We start from the raw sequence: 17,997 nt of genomic DNA on the forward strand, positions 1-17,997 counted from the left end.
AGATTGATATGGAATAAGCGAGGGTGGCCTTGTTCAGGACGGCCATAACCGTCCTGCAAGTCGTTGAATGACTTGGCTTTGGCCAGATCCGGCGGACTCGAACGCACGCCGGAGAGGGGTGATCAGGTGTACTTGGTGAAGATCTCGCGCACGCGCTGCAGTGACGCTTCGGTGTCCTGCTCCGGGTCGAGCATGGCTTCTTCGATGAGGCAGGTGAGCATCAGCCGATAGGACTTGTCCAGCGCACTGCGCGCCGCCGAGAACTGCTGGGCAATGGCGGCACAATCCTCGCCGCGCCTGATCATCGCCTGGATGCCGCGTATCTGGCCCTCGACCCGGGCCAGGCGTTTGAGCATCGCTTGTTGCTGCTCGAGCATGCGTGCGTGCAGGTCGGTAGGTTCGGTCATGGCGTGTCCTGTGCGATGGGGCGACTCAGGGTGAAGGCGCCGCGCAGTTCGCCAAGCTGGTAGCCGCGGGCCTGATCATGCGGATAGTACTGGTCAATCGCATTCTCTACCTCTGTCCTGATCGTCGCACCGTGGCACGCCAGGCAAGGCTCGCCGACGGCGATGGCCTGCATGTAGCGGTATTGCCCGTCGACTTCCTCGGCATGGCGCAGCTGCGCGACGGGCGTGCCGCTGGCGGCTGCGGCGGCAAAATCCTGCAGTACACGGCGCTCCCAGGCATCGGGGGCGTTGTCCGGGTTGCGTACCTTCAGGGACGTGCGGCCGATCTGCCAGGTCTGCCGGCTGTGTTCGCTGGCGATCCGCGGCGCCAGTGCGTGGCAGGCCTGGACCGCTGCACCCGGCCCGCCATCGGCGATGGCCTGGCGCACGGTGCCGAGCAGCTGTTCGGCGAACGCAGGTATCTGCTTGGCCGCGTCCTCCTGCCAGGGCGTGGCGGCATACAGGGTGTCGCTGGTAAGCAGGGCGGCGAGCAGCAGGGTGCGCATGATCGATCCTCATAAATACTGGTGGGGGTATTTATGCACGAAACCAGCGCGCTGTCATCGCCACGACCTGCGACACGACGACTCGTAGTGCATTCAGGTGCGGATCAGTGCCGGGCGCCGTCGGTGGGCAGGGTCAGCAGTTGCTTTTCCTGGTGCCAGTCGAACGGCTCGCCGTTCTCTTCGGCGGCGAAGCGACGTTCATCGAGCGTCTGGTACAGGGCAATTTCCTCGTCCGGCATGAAGTGCAGGCAATCGCCGCCGAAGAACCACAGCAGGTCGCGCGGCACCAGATGGGCGATCTGCGGGTAGCGGTTGAACACCTGGCTGATCAGGTCCTGGCCCAGGTACTGGCTGGAGACCGGGTCGCGCGGCAGTTCGGCGAGCAGTTCGTCGTAACGTTCGAGGAACAGGGCGTGGCTGTCGTCGAGCACCTGTTCGGCTTCGCCCAGGGCGACGAGGATGCCGCGCAGGTGGTTGAGCAGGGCGAGGTGGTGTTCGAGATGGCTGGCCATGATGCGATTTCCTGAAGGGTAAAACGGGCGCAGGAGTATAGAGTTCCTGGCGCCCGCTGTCCCGTCCGGGTGATTGCCGGCCTGGTGCCGGCTGCTGTCAGCGCACCTTGCCGCGACCGAGCTTGAGCTCTTCCTTGGCGAAGTCGTCGACGTCGATCACGCGGCGCCGCGCCGCTTCGGCATCCTGCAGGCGCTGGCCCTGCTCGCCGTCGAGAATGCCGGCGCCAATCGCCGCTTCGATGGCGTCCTGGCCGGGGGCCGGTTGCAGGCTGCCATCCTTGAGCGCCTGGTGCAGGCGCTTGCGGGCATCGTGGCTGGCGTGCACCAGGTTCAGCGCATGCTGCAGGGCGCCGACCGAATCCTGGTCGGCCTGCGGGCGATAGCAGCCTTCCAGGACCGACTCCAGGGCCGGGTCGCCGGCCTGGCGGCCGATGATCGCGGCGACTTCGCCATCCAGTTCGTCGCTCGGCCCCTGATGGCGGCGGCCCAGCGGGAACACCAGCACCTTGAGCAGGCAGCCGAACAGGCGGTTGGGGAAGTTGCCCAGCAACTCATCGAGGGCCTGCTCGGCGTGGTACAGGTTTTCCTCCATGGCCCAGCGCAGCAGCGGCCGTAGGGCCTCCGGGTAGTCCAGGTCGTGATAGCGCTTGAGCGCCGCCGAGCCCAGGTACAGGTGGCTGAGCACATCGCCGAGGCGCGCGGAGAGGCGCTCGCGGCGCTTCAGGTCGCCGCCGAGCAGCATCATGCTGCTGTCGGCACACAGGGCGAACGCAGCCGCCAGGCGGTTGAGCGCACGGTAGTAGGGCTGGCTGATGTCGTCGCCGGGAACCTGGCCCAGGCGGTTGAGGGTCAGGCCCAGGAGCAAGCTGCTGGCGGCGTTGCCCACGGCGAAGCCGATATGGTTCATCAGCAGCGTGTCGAATTCGGCCAGCGCCTGGTCCTTGTCCTCGCGGTCTGCCAGGGCCATTTCCTTGAGCACATAGGGATGGCAGCGGATGGCGCCCTGGCCGAAGATCATCAGGTTGCGCGAGAGGATGTTGGCGCCCTCGACGGTGATGAAGATCGGCGCGCCCTGCCAGGAGCGGGCCAGGTAGTTGTTCGGGCCCATGATGATGCCCTTGCCGCCGTGCACGTCCATGGCGTGGCCGATGCACTCGCGGCCGCGCTCGGTGAGGTGGTACTTGAGAATCGCCGACAGTACCGACGGTTTCTCGCCCAGGTCGACGGCGTTGGCGGTGAGGATGCGCGCGCTGTCCATCAGCCAGGCGTTGCCGCCGATGCGCGCGAGGGCCTCCTGAATGCCTTCGAAGGCGGCCAGCGGCACGTTGAACTGCTCGCGCAACTGGGCGTACTGGCCGGTGGTCAGGCTGGTGAACTTGGCGGCGCCGGTGCCGACGGCCGGCAGCGAGATGGAACGACCGACCGACAGGCAGTTCATCAGCATCATCCAGCCCTTGCCGAGGTACTCCTGGCCACCGATCAGGTAGTCCAGCGGAATGAACACGTCCTTGCCACTGTTGGGCCCGTTCATGAAGGCGGCGCCCAGCGGCAGGTGGCGGCGACCGATTTCCACGCCAGGGGTCTCGGTGGGCACCAGGGCCAGGCTGATGCCGAGGTCTTCCTGGTCGCCCAGCAGGTGCTCGGGGTCATAGGCCTTGAACGCCAGGCCGAGCAGGGTGGCGACCGGGCCCAGGGTGATGTAGCGCTTCTCCCAGTTCAGGCGCAGGCCGATGACTTCCTCGCCATTCCACTGGCCCTTGCAGATGATCCCGGTGTCGGGCATTGCGCCGGCATCGGAGCCTGCCAGCGGGCCGGTGAGGGCGAAGCAGGGGATGTCCTCGCCGCTGGCCAGGCGCGGCAGGTAGTGCTGGCGCTGCGCGTCGGTGCCGTAGTGCAGCAGCAGCTCGGCAGGGCCGAGCGAGTTGGGCACCATCACGGTGGAGGCCAGGTCACCGCTGCGGGTGGCCAGTTTCATCGCCACCTGCGAGTGGGCGTAGGCGGAGAAACCCTTGCCGCCGTACTCCTTGGGAATGATCAGGGCGAAGAAACCGTGCTGCCTGATGTGCTGCCAGGCTTTCTCCGGCAGGTCCAGCTGCTGGCCGACCTGCCAGTCGCTGATCATGCCGCAGAGTTCCTCGGTGGGGCCGTCGATGAAGGCCTGCTCTTCCTCGCTCAGCGTGGCCTTGGGGTAGGCCAGCAGCTTGTCCCAGTCCGGTCTGCCGCTGAACAGCTCGCCATCCCACCAGACGGTGCCGGCTTCGATGGCGTCGCGCTCGGTGCTCGACATGGGCGGCAGCACGCGCTGGAACCAGGCGAACAGCGGGCTGGTGAACAGCTGCCGGCGGAGGTCGCCGAGCAGCATGAAGGCAGCGACCGCGCCGGTGACGATCCACAGCAGCAGCTGCAGCCAGCCGGGTACCGGGCTGAACAGGGCCATGGCCAACAGGTAGGCGGCGGTGATGCCCAGCGCGGGCAGGGCGGCGGTACGGCTATGGGCCAGATAGACGACCCCGAGTAGCAGAACCAGCAACCAGATGACGAGCATTTGCATTCCTCCATGATTCGAGCGGGCGACGCCCCGAGCATAGCTATAAATGGCGGCAAGGGCGGTGAGCTTGGCCGGATCGTCGTTAAGTTGGCGCAATCGGCAGGCTTACACTGAAACGAACTTCAGGAGCCCCCATGCAGACCTACCTACGTCCCGGCCGCTTCATTGACAGTGACCACCCGAGGGTAATCGAGTTCGCCGAACGTTACCGTGGTGCGTCACGAGAACCGCGCAGTCAGGTTGTCGCACTCTATCTCGCCGTGCGTGACGAGATTCGCTACAACCCCTATGCCTTCAGCCTCGATGCACAGACGCTGAAGGCCAGCCATGCGTTGCTGGCGGGGGAGTCCTATTGCGTGCCGAAGGCCATCCTGCTCGCGGCCTGCGCCCGGCACTGCGGCATTCCAGCGCGCATCGGCCTGGCCGACGTGCGCAATCACCTGTCCACCCCGCGTCTGCTGGAGCTGTTGCGCAGCGAGGTGTTCGCCATGCATGGCTATACCGAGCTGTACCTCGATGGTCGCTGGGTCAAGGCCACGCCTGCGTTCAACGAGGCGCTGTGCCGGGTGTTCAAGGTGGCGCCGCTGGCGTTCGACGGTACCTGTGACAGCGTCTTCCACCCCTACAACGAGCAGGGCGAGCGCTACATGGAATACCTGCAGGACCACGGCCAGTTCGAGGACCTGCCCGAGCAGCTGTTCTTCGGCCATCTGCGCCACTGCTACCCACATCTGTTCGAGCCGGGCGCGCAGCAACCCAGCGGCGACATGCAGCGCGAGGCGGGCGTTATCGACTGAGTCGATAGTCAAGATCGTCACGACGGCCTTTTCTCCGCACGCCAGGGTCGGTAGGGTGCATGCCTGCGAAGAGCGGAAACACCTGGTTGCAATCACGCCTCTTCGCCCTCATCAACAAGGCATCTCTGAAAACGCTTTGCTGGCCCGGCTGATCTGCAGCGCGGCTGCGAGCGCTTTTCGCCTGTTCTCGCAGGGCCGCCGTCGGTATCGTGCTGACTGCTTCGTCCATGTTTTCAGAGCTGCCTTCAATGACCTCACTCGCGCGGGAAACCCCATCTACATGAGCTCCGCCCTGACCATTCGCCAGTTGACCAAGACCTACGGAAACGGCTTCCAGGCCCTGCACGGCATCGATCTGGACGTCGCCGAGGGAGACTTCTTCGCCTTGCTCGGACCCAACGGCGCCGGCAAGTCCACCACCATCGGCATTCTCTCCACGCTGGTGAACAAGAGCAGCGGTACGGTCAATGTGTTCGGCCACGACCTCGACCGCGAGCCCTATGCGCTCAAGCGCTGTCTGGGCGTGGTGCCGCAGGAATTCAACTTCAACCAGTTCGAGAAGGTGTTCGACATCGTCGTCACCCAGGCCGGCTACTACGGCATTCCGCGCTCCATCGCCAAGGAGCGTGCCGAGCAGTACCTGACCCAGCTCGGGTTGTGGGAGAAGCGTGATGTCGCCTCGCGCGAGCTGTCCGGTGGCATGAAACGGCGCCTGATGATCGCCCGCGCGCTGGTGCATCAGCCGCGCCTGCTGATCCTCGACGAGCCCACCGCCGGGGTGGACATCGAGTTGCGTCGCTCGATGTGGAGCTTCCTCACCGACCTGAACAAGCAGGGCATCACCATCATCCTCACCACCCACTATCTGGAGGAGGCCGAGCAGCTGTGCCGCAACATCGGCATCATCGACCATGGTCGCATCGTCGAGCTGAGCAGCATGAAGGACCTGCTGAAGAAGCTGCACGTCGAGACCTTCCTGCTCGACCTGCAGGACTCCTACCGCGAGGCGCCTGACCTGGTCGGCTACCCGGCGCGCCTGCTCGACCACCACACCCTGGAGGTGCAGGTGGAGAAGAGCCAGGGCCTCAATGCCCTGTTCCAGCAACTGGCGCAGCAGCAGGTGCAGGTGCTCAGCCTGCGCAACAAGACCAATCGCCTGGAGGAGCTGTTCGTCTCCCTGGTGGAAAAGAACCTGGCCAAGGTGGCGCAATGAATACCCAGTACCTCAACAGCGAATTCGCCGCCAACCTGGTGGCCCTGCGTACCATCGTCCACCGCGAGGTGCGGCGCTTCCTGCGCATCTGGCCGCAGACCCTGCTGCCGCCGGCGATCACCATGGTTCTGTACTTCGTCATCTTCGGCAATCTGATCGGCCGGCAGATCGGCGACATGGGCGGTTTCACCTACATGGAGTACATCGTCCCGGGGCTGATCATGATGTCGGTGATCACCAACAGCTACGGCAACGTGGTGTCGAGCTTCTTCGGCAGCAAGTTCCAGCGCAACGTCGAGGAGCTGCTGGTGTCGCCGGTATCGCCGCACACCATCCTCATCGGCTTCGTCGTCGGGGGTGTGCTGCGTGGGCTGGCGGTGGGCGTGATCGTCACCATGCTGTCGCTGTTCTTCACCCACCTGCAGGTGCATCACCTCGGCGTGACCGTGCTGGTGGTGCTGCTGACGGCGACCATCTTCTCCCTCGGTGGCTTCGTCAATGCGGTGTACGCACGCAACTTCGACGACATCTCGATCATTCCGACCTTCGTGCTGACGCCGCTGACCTATCTGGGCGGGGTGTTCTATTCCATCACCCTGCTGCCGCCGTTCTGGCAGGCGGTCTCGCTGGGCAACCCGATCCTGCACATGGTCAACGCCTTCCGCTACGGCATCCTCGGGGTGTCGGACATCCGTATCGGCGTGGCCATCGGTTTCATGCTGCTGGCCACCGCGGCGCTCTACACGCTGTGCATCCGCCTGCTGGTCAGTGGTCGCGGGATGCGTCAGTGAAACCGGTTCGTGCGTGTGGCTGGTCGTCCTGAAACGAAAAAGGCACCCATCGGGTGCCTTTTTCATTCTGGCCAGGGCCTTAGGAGAGGAAGCCACCGTCCACGTTGAGGGCCACACCGGTGGTGTAGCTGGAGGCTTCGCTGGCCAGGTACAGCACGGCGCCGGCCATCTCGCTCGGGTCGGCCACACGCTTGAGCGGGATGCGCTGCAGGGCGTGCTTGAGAATGGCGTCGTTCTTGGTCAGCGCCGAGGCGAACTTGGTGTCGGTCAGGCCCGGCAGCAGCGCGTTGCAGCGAATGCCGAACTGCGCGCACTCCTTGGCGAACACCTTGGTCATGCTGATCACCGCAGCCTTGGTCACCGAGTAGATACCCTGGAACTCGCCGGGGGAGACGCCGTTGATCGAGGCGACGTTGATGATGCTGCCACCCCCGTTTTCCTTCATCAGCTTGCCGCCTTCGATGGACATGAAGTAGTAGCCACGGATGTTCACGTCCACGGTCTTCTGGAAGGCACCCAGGTCGGTGTCCAGCACATTGCAGAACTGCGGGTTGGTGGCGGCGTTGTTGACCAGGATGTCGAGGCGACCGAACTGCTCCTTGATCTGCGCGAAGACGCTGGTGATCTGCTCCATCTCGCCGATGTGGCAGGCGATCGCGGTGGCCTTGCCACCTTCCGCGACGATGGCGTCGGCCACGGCCTGGCAGCCTTCGGTCTTGCGGCTGGATACGATCACATGGGCACCTTGCTGGGCCAGCAGCTTGGCGATGGCCTCGCCGATGCCACGGCTGGCGCCGGAGACGAAGGCGATCTTGCCGTCGAGATCGAACAGTTGGGTCTTGGACATGGTGGTTACCCCGGGGTTAGAGAGTGGATTTGCCGATGACCTGCAGGCACATCTGTTCCAGCAGCTTGTTCATGTGGATGAACTGGGCGAAGCGCTTGTCCTGGGTCTGGCCGTGATAGAAGCGGTAGTAGATCTGCTGCACGATGCCGGCCAGGCGGAACAGGCCGTAGGTGTAGTAGAAATCGAAGCTGTTGATCTCGATGCCGGCCTGCTCGGCGTAGTAGTCGACGAACTGCTGGCGGGTGAGCATGCCGGGGGCGTTGCTCGGTTGGCGGCGCATCAGCTGCACCGGCGCCGGGTCGCCGGCTTCGATCCAGTAGGCCAGGGTGTTGCCCAGGTCCATCAGCGGGTCGCCGATGGTGGTCATTTCCCAGTCGAGCACGCCGATGATCTGCATCGGGTTGTTCGGGTCGAGGATGACGTTGTCGAAGCGGTAGTCGTTGTGCACGATGCCCGGCTTGTGATGGTCGGCCGGCATCTTGTCGTTCAGCCAGGCCTTGACCGGTTCCCAGGTCGGCGCATCCGGGGTCAGGGCTTTCTCGTAGCGATCGCTCCAGCCCTTGATCTGACGCTCGACGTAACCCTCGGGCTTGCCCAGGTCACCCAGGCCGCAGGCGTTGTAATCGACGTTGTGCAGCTCCACCAGCTTGTCGATGAAGCTCTTGCACAGGGCACTGGTCTGCTCCGGGGTGAAGTTCAGCTCGGCCGGCATCTCGGAGCGCAGGATGATGCCCTTGACGCGCTCCATGACGTAGAACTCGGCGCCGATCACCGCGTCGTCGGTGCAGTGCACGTAGGCTTTGGGGCAGTAGGGGAAACCTGCGTTGAGCTGGTTGAGGATGCGGTACTCGCGGCCCATGTCGTGCGCCGACTTGGCCTTGTGGCCGAACGGCGGACGGCGCAGGACGAACTCCTGCTGCGGGTACTCGATCAGGTAGGTCAGGTTGGAAGCGCCGCCAGGGAACTGGCTGATCCTGGCTTCGCCGCTCAGGCCGGGAATGTTGGCCTTGAGGTAGGCGTCGATGACGCTGGCGTCGAGCTCTTCGCCTGAGCGGATACGGGTGGACTGGTCAGTGAGCGCCATGCTTATCCCTTCTACTTATGATGGGTGCCCTAGATAATTGGCTAATCTAATGCTGCACTCAGGCTGTCACAAGCAATACGCGCCGTTATAGGCGGGCGTGTTGCACCACGATCAAACTGCCTGATCAGTCATCTTCGCGCTGAGCCGTTCGCCAGTGCACCGGTGTGGAAAAAATTCAAGGAGAACGCTTTTGACGTCGCCTGGCGGCAGTCTGCAAGGGTGCCGTCCAGGATGCCGGGCAATAAAAAACCGGAGTCCAGGACTCCGGTTTTCGTGTCTTGCGCTCGGCTCGCCGATCAGACCGGGAACAGTTCGCCCAGCTTCATCGCCAGCATCATGTCGCCTTCGGCGCGCAGCTTGCCAGCCATGAAGGCCTGCATGCCGTCGGTTTCGCCGCTGACGATACCCTTGAGGGTTTCGCTGTCCATGATCAGGGTCACGTTGGCGTTCGGGTTGTCGCCTTGTTCGATGGCGCAGGTGCCATCCTTGACGATCAGTGCGTAGTTCTCGCCATCTTCGATGTTGAACTGGAATACCAGATCCAGGCCCGCAGCGGCGCTGGCGTTGAACTTGGATTGCATGGTTTGGACGATGTCAGCAACGCTCATGGTCTTATCCTTTTCTCGGGTTTTTCGCGCAGCCTGATGGCCGCAGTGGGCTGGAGCTCAACGGTAGGTGATGAGCTCCGGCGCCTTCAGCAGCTGTAAATGCACATGGCTGTTGAAGGAAGCCAGACTTACCTCGCTGCCGCGAAACTTCAGCAGGCTGAGCGAGGTGTTGACGATTTGCCAGTTCAGGTCGAAGGCCTTCTCTGCCGGTACGCCGGTGATCAGGCGCAGCAGGGCGGTGATGGTGCCGCCGGACGTGAAGATGGCGATGTTCTGTTTGCTGTGGGCCTGTTCGAGAATCCGCTGCAGGCCGCCGGCGACCTGCTCGACATAGGCCTGCCAGCTTTGCAGCTCGGGCGTGTCGTGCTCGCCCGATACCCAGCGCTGGATCAGCTTGGCGAACAGGCGCTGGAACTCGGCACGGTTCTGCGCGCCGTTGCGCAGGATGTGCAGCGCCTCGGGTTCTTCGGGCAGCAGACCGGGCAGCAGGCTGCGGATCACCGCGTCGGCATCGAACTCGTTGAAGGCGGCGTCGATGTCCAGCGCCGGGGCGCTGCTCATGCGCTGCAGGGCCGACGTGGCCGTATGCTGCTGGCGGCGCAGACTGCCGCTGACGCAGCGATCGAAAACGATGCCGAGCTGCTCGAGGTGCTCGCCCAGCACTTCGGCCTGGCGTACACCGACGGGAGACAGGACATCGTAGTCGTCTGCACCGAATGAAGCCTGGCCATGTCGAATCAGGTAAATGCTGCCCACGTCCGTATCGGTCTCGGCACGTTGAAGGTTTCGCGAGGTTATGAGGAAGCTCGGGGGCTGTCAATGAAAAAACATACGCTTGTTTGAAATGCTTGTATGGCATTCCTGAACCGCCATCGCGCTTGGCCGACCCGTTGCCGCGCCGGTATGCTTGAGCCTTTGTGCGCCCAGGCGCCGCTGTATTACCCAAGGGGGATCCGTGGAGTTTCTTAGCGAGTACGCCAGCTTTCTGGCGAAGACCCTGACCGTGCTGGTCGCCATCGTCGCGGTGTTGCTGGTGGTGGCCGCCACGCGCGGCAAGGGGCGACGCGGCAACGGCCAGTTGCAGGTGCAGAAGCTCAACGATTTCTACAAGGACCTGCGCGAGCGTCTCGAGCACAGCGTGCTGTCGAAGGATCAGCTCAAGACCGTGCGCAAGGCCGAGGCCAAGGCAGCCAAGCAGGAGAAGAAGGCGCCGTCGAGCAAGGCGCGGGTGTTCGTGCTCGACTTCGATGGCGACATCAAGGCATCGGCCACCGAGAACCTGCGCCACGAGGTCACGGCGCTGCTGTCGATGGCCAAGGCCGATGACGAGGTGGTGCTGCGCCTGGAAAGCGGGGGTGGCATGGTGCACAGCTACGGCCTGGCGTCCTCGCAACTGGTGCGCATCCGCGATGCCGGCATACCGCTGACGGTATGCGTGGACAAGGTGGCGGCCAGCGGCGGCTACATGATGGCCTGCATCGGCGGGAAGATCCTCAGCGCGCCGTTCGCCATCCTCGGCTCCATCGGCGTGGTGGCGCAGCTGCCGAACGTGCACCGCCTGCTGAAGAAGCACGAGATCGACTTCGAAGTGCTCACCGCCGGCGAATACAAGCGTACCCTGACCGTATTCGGCGAGAACACCGAGAAAGGCCGGGAGAAGTTCCAGGAAGACCTGGAAACCACGCACGAGCTGTTCAAGGGCTTCGTCGCGCGCTATCGCCCGCAACTGGACATCGATGCCATCGCCACCGGCGAGGTCTGGCTGGGCATGGCGGCGCAGGAGCGGCTGCTGGTGGATGAGCTGAAGACCAGCGACCAGTACCTGGCCGAGCGGGCCGCCGAGGCTGAACTGTTCCATCTGCACTTCGCTCAGAAGAAGAGCCTGCAGGAGCGTGTCGGCCTGGCTGCCAGCATGGCGCTGGACCGCTTCGTCCTGACCTGGTTGAGTCGTCTCAATCAGCAGCGTTTCTGGTAGCGCTTCGTGTACGGCGTACACCGCGAACAATGACAAGAGGAGAGGGTGATGACTGAGTTCAAGGCCTTGCTGGTCAGCGAAGACGCCACTGGCGCCTTCAAGCGTGAAGTGGTCGGGCGCAACGTCGAACAGTTGCCGCAGGGCGAGCTGTTGATCCGGGTGCGCTACTCCTCGCTCAACTACAAGGATGCACTGTCCGCCAGCGGCAACCGTGGTGTCACCAAGGCGTATCCGCATACGCCGGGGATCGACGCCGCCGGGGTGGTCGAGGCGTCCGGCGTGGCCGAGTTCGCGGTGGGCGACGAGGTGATCGTCACCGGCTACGACCTGGGCATGAACACGGCGGGCGGTTTTGGCCAGTACATCCGCGTGCCGGCTGCCTGGGCGATCAAGCGCCCGCAGGGCTTGCCGCTGCGCGAGGCGATGATCCTCGGCACCGCCGGACTGACTGCCGCACTGTGCGTGGACAAGCTGGAGCAGGCCGGTGTGGTTCCCGAGGCCGGCACGGTGCTGGTCACCGGCGCCACGGGCGGCGTTGGCAGCATTGCCGTGGTGCTGCTCAAGCAACTGGGCTACCGGGTCGCCGCCGCGACCGGCAAGGCCGAGCAGGGCGATTTCCTGCGTGGGCTCGGGGCCGACGAGATCGTCAGCCGCGAGGAGCTGCAGCAGGGTGGTGAGCGTCCGCTGCTCAAGGAGCGCTGGGCCGGCGCGGTGGACACCGTGGGCGGCGAGATTCTGTTCAACGTGGTCAAGTCGCTGCGTCACAGCGCCAGTGTGGCCTGCTGCGGGCTGACGGCCGGCGTTGGCTTCCAGGCCAACGTGCTGCCGTTCATCCTGCGTGGGGTCAACCTGCTGGGCGTGGACTCGGTGGAGCTGCCACTGGTGGTCAAGGCGTCGATGTGGGACAAGCTCTCGCTGCAGTGGAAACTCGATCTTGCGCCGCTGTGCCAGGAAATTGGCCTGGCGGAGTTGCCGGCAGCCATCGAGCGCATACTTTCCGGCGGCATGGTCGGCCGTATCCTGGTGCGACTGGACTGAATGCAGGTACGAGGCCCGTCATGACGGGCCTCGTGTTTTCAGGCCTGGCTGACGTACATGGTGATCTCGGCGCGGAATACCGGCTTGTCGCCGACGTAGGCCATCACCGGCACGCTGATGTCGCCGGTCTGGCTCCAGTCCACCGCGCTGCCGTCGGCCACCGCGCGGATGTCGCCATCGGCCTTGGCCAGGTATTCCACCGTCATGCCCTTGGGAATCCAGCGGCAACCGCTGGCAATCGAGGCATCGGTCATGCTGCCGGCGGCCAGTTCCGCCGCGTTGCACAGGGCGATGGCGTGCACCGTACCGATATGGTTCAGCACTTCGCGACGCTTGGCGAAATGCACCTCGGCGTAGCCGGGGCGCAACTCGACCATCTGCGGGGCGATGCTGGCGAAGTAGGGGGCGACCTGGCCGATCATCGCGCTGAACTGGGCAGCGCCGGCCTGCTGGAACATCTGCAACATCTGACTCATGACTCTCTCCTGCGTGTCTGCGATTGAAGATGAGCGCGCGCCGAGGCAGTATACGAGCGTTAGAAAATTATTCTAGAAAAATATTCTAGTCATCGAGGAGCGGCATGGCCCGTCCATCACGCAAAGACGAAATCCTCCAGGCCGCACTGGCCTGCGTCACCGAGCAGGGGGTCGATGGCACCACCATCGAGATGATCCGTGACCGCTCCGGTGCGAGCATCGGCAGTCTGTATCACCACTTCGGCAACAAGGAACGGATCATCGCCGCGTTGTACATGAGCGGCACCGCGCAGTACGCGCAAATGCTGCAACGCGGTTTCGCCAGCGCAGACAGCGCCGAGGCCTGCGTCAGGCTGCTGGTGACCAGCTACATCGACTGGGTGGTGGCCAACCCGGACTGGGCGCGCTTCATTCTGCACAGCCGCAGTCGGGTCGAGGCGGGGGAGATGGGTGATGCGCTGCGCGAGGCCAACCGCGCGCACTTCGCGCAGATTTTCGCGGCGCTGGCCGAATACCGTCAGCAGGGGCTGTTCAAGGCACTGCCGGATGACTGCTTCGCCTCGGTGGTGATCGGTCCGACGCAGGATCTGGCGCGCAACTGGCTGGCTGGGCGGACCCGCAGCGAGCTGCGCGATTGCCGCGAGCTGCTGGCGCAGATCGCCTGGGACAGCGTGAGGAACGACGGCTAGTCGAAGCGGTAGATGTCCATGCCCAGTGCGCCGTAGGTGAAGCCTGTGTGCGCCACGGAGAAGCTGCCGCCAGCGCCACGGGCGAAGAACAGCGGTAGCAGGTGCTCTTCGCTGGGGTGGTTGCGCACGGCGCTTGGCGCCCGCTGGCGGTAGTGGTGCAGCGCCTGCTCGTCCCCGGCTTCGAGTTGCTCCACCATCCAGTCGCGAAACGCCTTGGCCCAGGGTGTGACGACATCCGGCCCGGCCCGCCAGTCCAGTTCGCCGAGATTGTGGGTGATGCTGCCGGAACCGATCAGCAATATGCCTTGCTCGCGCAAGCTCGCCAGCGCTCGGCCCACGCGCGTCTGCAGCTCGGGGCCGAGCTGGCTGGGCAGCGACAGTTGCAGCAGCGGGATGTCCGCGTCCGGATACATCAGTGACAGCGGGACCCAGGCGCCATGGTCGAAGGGGCGGCGTGCGTCCAGCTCGGCAGGCAGGCCGGCGGCGTCCAGTTGCCGGGCGATCGTCTCGGCCAGCTGCGGAGCGCCGGGGGCCGGGTATTGCACGGCGTAGAGCGCCGCGGGAAAGCCACCAAAGTCGTGCCAGGTTTCCGGTCGTTCAGCCGCCGTGAGCAGCAGGCGCCGGCTTTCCCAGTGCGCGGAGACCACCAGGATGGCCTGCGGCCGCGGCAGTTCGCTGGCCAGGCGCGCCAGTGCCGGGCCGCTGGCGCCGGGCTCCAGGGCGAGCATGGGGGAACCATGGGAAATGTACAGGGAAGGCAGCATGGAAGTTGGCTCCTGAAGTAGGATGTGGCCATCTTCGGCGCTGGATGTATCGACTTCCAGTATAAATTATTGAGTATTCCTATCGAATTTCATGGAGGGTTTCTGATGCACGAGGCGTTCTGGCAGGATCGTTGGGCGCGTAGCCAGATTGGTTTTCACCAGGAGAAGGTCAACGGCTACCTGCGTCGTCACTGGTCTGCCCTGGGGTTGCCGGCGCAGGCGACGGTGCTGGTGCCGCTGTGCGGCAAGAGCCTCGACCTGGCCTGGCTGGCGGAGCAGGGGGCATGCGGTGATCGGCGTGGAGCTGGCCGAGCGCGCCGTGCAGGATTTCTTCGCCGAGCGCGATGTGCAGCCGCAGATATCGCAACGCGGTGCGTACAAGGTCTATGCCGCCGGCAACCTGCAGATTCTCTGTGGCGATTTCTTCGCCCTGACTGGCGAGGACGTTGCCGGCTGCCAGGCGTTCTATGACCGTGCGGCGCTGATCGCCTTGCCGGCCGAGATGCGCGAGCGCTACGCCGCGCACCTGCAGGCGATATTGCCGGCTGCCTGTCAGGGGCTGCTGGTGACCCTGGTCTACGACCAGCAGCGCATGGATGGCCCGCCATTCTCGGTCGAGGATGCCGAGGCCGAGCGCCTCTTCAGCGGGGGCTGGGCGCTGCAGGAGGTCGAACGCAAGGATGTGCTGAGCGGCAATCCGCGCTTCAGCGAGAACCAGCTCGAGGCGGTGGACGAGGTGGTGTTCCACCTCACGCGGCGCTGATTCGGCAGCGTCATGAAAAAGGCGACCCTGGGGTCGCCTTTTCTTTTGCGGCTGTCGATCAGCCGAGGCGGCGCAGCGCCTCGATGCGGTCTTCCAGCGGCGGGTGGCTCATCAGCAAGCCGGCGAGGCCATTCTTCAGGCCGCCGTTGATGCCGAAGGCGGTGAGGCTGTCGGGCATCTGTACCGGCACGCCCTGTTCGGCACGCAGGCGCTGCAGGGCGGCGATCATCGCACCGGTACCGGCCAGGCGGGCGCCGGCTTCGTCGGCCTTGTACTCGCGCTTGCGCGAGAACCACATGACGATGATGCTGGCCAGGATGCCCAGTACCAGTTCGGCGAAGATGGTCGCGACGAAATAGCCGATGCCGTGACCTTCCTCGTTCTTCAGGATCGCCTTGTCGACGAAGTTGCCGAAGATGCGTGCGAAGAACATGACGAAGGTGTTCACCACGCCCTGGATCAGCGCCAGGGTGACCATGTCGCCGTTGGCGACGTGGCCGATCTCGTGGGCCAGCACCGCGCGTACTTCATCCGGCGAGAAACGCTCGAGCAGGCCCTGGCTGACGGCGACCAGCGCATCGTTCTTGTTCCAGCCGGTGGCGAAGGCGTTGGACTCGTAGGCCGGGAAGATGCCGACTTCCGGCATCTTGATGCCGGCTTCGCGGGACAGCTCCTCGACGGTCTGCAGCAGCCACTGTTCGTGGCGGGTGCGCGGCTGGGTGATGATCTGCGTGCCGGTGCTCATCTTCGCCATCCACTTGGAGAGGAACAGCGAGACCAGCGAGCCGGCGAAGCCGAACACGGCGCAGAAGATCAGCAGGCTGCCGTGGTTCTGGCCAGTGAAGCGGTCGACGCCCAGCAGTTTGAGAGTGATGCTGGCGATAACCAGGACCGCCAGGTTGGTGGCCAGGAACAACATAATGCGCATCATGGTGTGAACGGACTCCTCACGGGAAAGACGTACGAGTAATGCGGGCTATATAAGGGCGCGCCCCCGGGGCTTTCAACCGGCGACTATTTCAAACTATGTCTCTTGGCCGTGCAGCGTGCTCTCGAACAGCAGGCGAGTCAGCCGTGCGGTGCGCTCGCCGTGGCGCTGCGCCAGGGCTTCGCGCAGCTGGAAGGCCAGCGTTGCGTGCACGCGGCGCACGCTCGGCGGCAGCACTTCGCCTTCGCGCAGGGCGTGGGGAATGGAGCGCGACAGGCGCAGGAAGCCTTTCTCGGTCAGCACCGCCTGATCCAGCGCATCGTAGGCGATGGTCGACTCGAAGCGCAGGTAGCCTTCCTCGGCCAGCCACAGCAGTGCGCCGAGACAGGCCTGATGGCGTTTGCTGGGCAGGCCGAACTCGTCCGGTTCCTCACGCCCAATCAGGTCTTCCACGTACAGCGCCATCTTGCGCGGGAAGGCCTGGTAGAGCATGAGCAGGCCGCTGGCCGCGTCCTTGTAGAAATCGTCTATCTGCAGGTCCATGCCGGTTTACTGGCTGTAGCCCTTGAGGAAGTTGCCGATGCGGCCGATGGCCTGCTCCAGGTCGTCGACACGGGGCAGGGTGACCACGCGGAAGTGGTCGGGCCAGGGCCAGTTGAAGGCGGTGCCCTGCACGATCAGCAGCTTTTCCGAGAGCAGCAGGTCGAGGACGAACTTCTCGTCGTTGTGGATCGGGCAGACCTTGGGGTCGATCTTCGGGAATGCGTACAGCGCGCCCATGGGTTTGACGCAACTGACGCCGGGGATGTCGTTGAGCAGCTCCCAGGCGCGGTTGCGCTGTTCCAGCAGACGGCCGTTGGGCAGCACCAGATCGTTGATGCTCTGGTAGCCGCCGAGGGCGGTCTGGATCGCATGCTGGCTCGGCACGTTGGCGCACAGGCGCATGTTGGCCAGGATGTCGAGCCCCTCGATGTAGCTCTGTGCCCGGTGCTTGGGCCCGGAGATGGCTACCCAGCCGGAGCGGAAGCCCGCCACGCGGTAGCTCTTGGACAGGCCGTTGAAGGTCAGGCAGAGCACGTCCGGTGCCAGCGAGGCGGTGCTGATGTGCACGGCTTCGTCGTAGAGAATCTTGTCGTAGATCTCGTCGGAGAAGATCACCAGGTTGTGCTGGCGGGCCAGTTCGACGATGTCCTGCAGGACTTCCCGCGAATACACCGCGCCGGTCGGGTTGTTCGGGTTGATCAGTACCAGCGCCTTGGTGTTCGGGGTGATCTTGGCGCGCATGTCGGCGATGTCGGGGAACCAGCCGGCCTGTTCGTCGCACAGGTAGTGCACCGGCTTGCCGCCGGACAGCGCCACGGCGGCGGTCCACAGCGGGTAGTCGGGCGCCGGGATCAGCACTTCGTCACCGTTGTTGAGCAGGGCCTGCATGGCCATGACGATCAGTTCGGAGACGCCGTTGCCGAGGTAGATGTCCTCGATGGAGACGCCTTCGACCTGCTTCTGCTGGTAGTACTGCATCACCGCCTTGCGCGCGCTAAACAGCCCCTTGGAGTCGCTGTAGCCCTGTGCGGTCGGCAGGTTGCGGATGACGTCCTGGAGGATCTCTTCCGGTGCTTCGAAACCGAACGGTGCCGGGTTGCCGATGTTCAGCTTGAGGATGCGGTGGCCTTCCTCTTCCAGGCGTTTGGCGTGCTTGAGCACGGGCCCGCGGATGTCGTAGCAGACGTTGGCGAGCTTGTTCGATTTGCTGACCTGCATGTATGGGATCCCGATCTATGAAGAACCCACCGGCTCAGGCTGCCGAGATTCCCCGTGGGTGAGTCTTGGCAGCCTGTAACGTGGGTGACAGACTGGGGTCGAATCATACGTGGCGACCTGATCGCGGCAAAGGTACCAGTCGGGCTTTTTTCATGCCTGCTACCCTGGCAACGAGGCGGAGGATGGCGGCAGTGCCGTGCGGACTGCGCCTGGACTGGCCGTGATCACGAAGATTCACCGTCGCCACCGTT

The 17,997-nt window shown here is 64.3% G+C and carries 19 protein-coding genes and 1 pseudogene; 7 read left to right on the plus strand and 13 right to left on the minus strand.

All coding sequences use genetic code 11. The features are described 5' to 3' along the window. Positions 1-122: 122 nt before the first annotated feature. The 4 genes from JLK41_RS11150 to JLK41_RS11165 form a co-directional block, all read right to left on the minus strand. Complete coding sequence (locus JLK41_RS11150; protein ID WP_037051846.1) at positions 123-407, minus strand: metal-sensing transcriptional repressor; 285 nt, start codon at positions 405-407, stop codon at positions 123-125. After that, positions 404-952: a Tll0287-like domain-containing protein gene (locus JLK41_RS11155; RefSeq protein WP_210391014.1), complete on the minus strand. Its 549-nt coding sequence runs from the start codon at positions 950-952 to the stop codon at positions 404-406. Before JLK41_RS11155 ends, JLK41_RS11150 begins: the two co-directional genes overlap by 4 nt. A 104-nt stretch (positions 953-1,056) precedes the next feature. Next, complete coding sequence (locus JLK41_RS11160) at positions 1,057-1,467, minus strand: PA2817 family protein (RefSeq protein WP_134675946.1); 411 nt, start codon at positions 1,465-1,467, stop codon at positions 1,057-1,059. A gap of 94 nt (positions 1,468-1,561) precedes the next feature. Then, on the minus strand, positions 1,562-4,009 hold the full coding sequence (locus JLK41_RS11165; protein WP_210391015.1) for an acyl-CoA dehydrogenase: 2,448 nt from the start codon (positions 4,007-4,009) through the stop codon (positions 1,562-1,564). 137 nt (positions 4,010-4,146) lie between these two features. Here JLK41_RS11165 and JLK41_RS11170 point away from each other — a divergent pair, with 137 nt between their 5' ends. The 3 genes from JLK41_RS11170 (at position 4,147) to JLK41_RS11180 (ending at position 6,813) form a co-directional block, all read left to right on the plus strand. Continuing rightward, complete coding sequence (locus tag JLK41_RS11170) at positions 4,147-4,809, plus strand: transglutaminase-like domain-containing protein (RefSeq protein ID WP_047589316.1); 663 nt, start codon at positions 4,147-4,149, stop codon at positions 4,807-4,809. A gap of 280 nt (positions 4,810-5,089) precedes the next feature. Then, positions 5,090-6,022: an ABC transporter ATP-binding protein gene (locus JLK41_RS11175; RefSeq protein WP_037051855.1), complete on the plus strand. Its 933-nt coding sequence runs from the start codon at positions 5,090-5,092 to the stop codon at positions 6,020-6,022. After that, a complete protein-coding gene (locus JLK41_RS11180; RefSeq protein WP_037051856.1) occupies positions 6,019-6,813 on the plus strand; it encodes an ABC transporter permease in 795 nt (264 codons plus the stop codon). Before JLK41_RS11175 ends, JLK41_RS11180 begins: the two co-directional genes overlap by 4 nt. 79 nt (positions 6,814-6,892) lie before the next feature. On the opposite strand, the gene JLK41_RS11185 is transcribed toward JLK41_RS11180, so the two are convergent. From JLK41_RS11185 to JLK41_RS11200, 4 genes are all read right to left on the minus strand, one after another. Further along, a complete protein-coding gene (locus tag JLK41_RS11185; protein WP_210391016.1) occupies positions 6,893-7,660 on the minus strand; it encodes an SDR family oxidoreductase in 768 nt (255 codons plus the stop codon). A 16-nt stretch (positions 7,661-7,676) separates the two neighbouring features. Beyond that, positions 7,677-8,744: a phosphotransferase family protein gene (locus tag JLK41_RS11190; RefSeq protein ID WP_037051858.1), complete on the minus strand. Its 1,068-nt coding sequence runs from the start codon at positions 8,742-8,744 to the stop codon at positions 7,677-7,679. 296 nt (positions 8,745-9,040) lie between these two features. After that, a complete protein-coding gene (locus JLK41_RS11195; protein WP_037051859.1) occupies positions 9,041-9,352 on the minus strand; it encodes an SCP2 sterol-binding domain-containing protein in 312 nt (103 codons plus the stop codon). Between the two features lie 57 nt (positions 9,353-9,409). Then, complete coding sequence (locus JLK41_RS11200) at positions 9,410-10,108, minus strand: histidine phosphatase family protein (RefSeq protein ID WP_210391017.1); 699 nt, start codon at positions 10,106-10,108, stop codon at positions 9,410-9,412. Between the two features lie 199 nt (positions 10,109-10,307). Here JLK41_RS11200 and sohB point away from each other — a divergent pair, with 199 nt between their 5' ends. Beyond that, on the plus strand, positions 10,308-11,327 hold the full coding sequence (gene sohB, locus JLK41_RS11205; RefSeq protein ID WP_037051861.1) for a protease SohB: 1,020 nt from the start codon (positions 10,308-10,310) through the stop codon (positions 11,325-11,327). 48 nt (positions 11,328-11,375) lie between these two features. Next, positions 11,376-12,365, plus strand: coding sequence for a YhdH/YhfP family quinone oxidoreductase (locus tag JLK41_RS11210; RefSeq protein WP_037051862.1), 990 nt, complete (start codon positions 11,376-11,378; stop codon positions 12,363-12,365). Between the two features lie 38 nt (positions 12,366-12,403). Here JLK41_RS11210 and JLK41_RS11215 read toward each other — a convergent pair whose 3' ends face one another. Next, complete coding sequence (locus JLK41_RS11215; RefSeq protein ID WP_037051863.1) at positions 12,404-12,841, minus strand: hotdog fold domain-containing protein; 438 nt, start codon at positions 12,839-12,841, stop codon at positions 12,404-12,406. 104 nt (positions 12,842-12,945) lie between these two features. Between JLK41_RS11215 and JLK41_RS11220 the strand changes: the two genes are divergently transcribed. Next, on the plus strand, positions 12,946-13,530 hold the full coding sequence (locus tag JLK41_RS11220) for a TetR/AcrR family transcriptional regulator (protein ID WP_210391018.1): 585 nt from the start codon (positions 12,946-12,948) through the stop codon (positions 13,528-13,530). Here JLK41_RS11220 and JLK41_RS11225 read toward each other — a convergent pair. Next, positions 13,527-14,294, minus strand: a complete 768-nt coding sequence (locus JLK41_RS11225; protein WP_210391019.1) for a DODA-type extradiol aromatic ring-opening family dioxygenase — start codon at positions 14,292-14,294, stop codon at positions 13,527-13,529. The two genes, JLK41_RS11220 and JLK41_RS11225, sit on opposite strands and share 4 nt — an antisense overlap. Positions 14,295-14,399: 105 nt before the next feature. On the opposite strand from JLK41_RS11225, the pseudogene JLK41_RS11230 reads away from it, so the two are divergent. Continuing rightward, a pseudogene (locus tag JLK41_RS11230) lies at positions 14,400-15,057 on the plus strand (thiopurine S-methyltransferase). 58 nt (positions 15,058-15,115) lie between these two features. Here JLK41_RS11230 and htpX read toward each other — a convergent pair. From htpX to JLK41_RS11245, 3 genes are all read right to left on the minus strand, one after another. Continuing rightward, positions 15,116-15,988: a protease HtpX gene (htpX, locus tag JLK41_RS11235; protein WP_037051867.1), complete on the minus strand. Its 873-nt coding sequence runs from the start codon at positions 15,986-15,988 to the stop codon at positions 15,116-15,118. Between the two features lie 93 nt (positions 15,989-16,081). Further along, a complete protein-coding gene (locus JLK41_RS11240; RefSeq protein ID WP_037051868.1) occupies positions 16,082-16,528 on the minus strand; it encodes a hypothetical protein in 447 nt (148 codons plus the stop codon). A 6-nt stretch (positions 16,529-16,534) separates the two neighbouring features. Further along, entirely contained in the window at positions 16,535-17,746 is a 1,212-nt protein-coding gene (locus JLK41_RS11245) for a pyridoxal phosphate-dependent aminotransferase (RefSeq protein WP_037051869.1), read from the minus strand. Positions 17,747-17,997: the final 251 nt, after the last annotated feature.

Origin of the sequence: Ectopseudomonas khazarica (assembly GCF_017915135.1) — a bacterium.
In the GTDB taxonomy this organism is placed as follows: Bacteria; Pseudomonadota; Gammaproteobacteria; order Pseudomonadales; family Pseudomonadaceae; genus Aquipseudomonas; species Aquipseudomonas khazarica.

Excerpts from the sequence above, each read along its gene's own strand:
- JLK41_RS11155 (WP_210391014.1), bottom strand. The coding sequence starts at position 952 with ATGCGCACCCTGCTGCTCGCCGCCCTGCTTACCAGCGACACCCTGTAT.
- htpX (WP_037051867.1), bottom strand. The coding sequence starts at position 15,988 with ATGATGCGCATTATGTTGTTCCTGGCCACCAACCTGGCGGTCCTGGTT.
- JLK41_RS11225 (WP_210391019.1), bottom strand. The coding sequence starts at position 14,294 with ATGCTGCCTTCCCTGTACATTTCCCATGGTTCCCCCATGCTCGCCCTG.
- JLK41_RS11180 (WP_037051856.1), top strand. The coding sequence starts at position 6,019 with ATGAATACCCAGTACCTCAACAGCGAATTCGCCGCCAACCTGGTGGCC.
- JLK41_RS11240 (WP_037051868.1), bottom strand. The coding sequence starts at position 16,528 with ATGGACCTGCAGATAGACGATTTCTACAAGGACGCGGCCAGCGGCCTG.
- JLK41_RS11210 (WP_037051862.1), top strand. The coding sequence starts at position 11,376 with ATGACTGAGTTCAAGGCCTTGCTGGTCAGCGAAGACGCCACTGGCGCC.
- JLK41_RS11195 (WP_037051859.1), bottom strand. The coding sequence starts at position 9,352 with ATGAGCGTTGCTGACATCGTCCAAACCATGCAATCCAAGTTCAACGCC.
- JLK41_RS11185 (WP_210391016.1), bottom strand. The coding sequence starts at position 7,660 with ATGTCCAAGACCCAACTGTTCGATCTCGACGGCAAGATCGCCTTCGTC.
- JLK41_RS11175 (WP_037051855.1), top strand. The coding sequence starts at position 5,090 with ATGAGCTCCGCCCTGACCATTCGCCAGTTGACCAAGACCTACGGAAAC.
- JLK41_RS11170 (WP_047589316.1), top strand. The coding sequence starts at position 4,147 with ATGCAGACCTACCTACGTCCCGGCCGCTTCATTGACAGTGACCACCCG.
- JLK41_RS11220 (WP_210391018.1), top strand. The coding sequence starts at position 12,946 with ATGGCCCGTCCATCACGCAAAGACGAAATCCTCCAGGCCGCACTGGCC.
- JLK41_RS11190 (WP_037051858.1), bottom strand. The coding sequence starts at position 8,744 with ATGGCGCTCACTGACCAGTCCACCCGTATCCGCTCAGGCGAAGAGCTC.
- JLK41_RS11165 (WP_210391015.1), bottom strand. The coding sequence starts at position 4,009 with ATGCTCGTCATCTGGTTGCTGGTTCTGCTACTCGGGGTCGTCTATCTG.
- JLK41_RS11150 (WP_037051846.1), bottom strand. The coding sequence starts at position 407 with ATGACCGAACCTACCGACCTGCACGCACGCATGCTCGAGCAGCAACAA.
- JLK41_RS11215 (WP_037051863.1), bottom strand. The coding sequence starts at position 12,841 with ATGAGTCAGATGTTGCAGATGTTCCAGCAGGCCGGCGCTGCCCAGTTC.
- JLK41_RS11245 (WP_037051869.1), bottom strand. The coding sequence starts at position 17,746 with ATGCAGGTCAGCAAATCGAACAAGCTCGCCAACGTCTGCTACGACATC.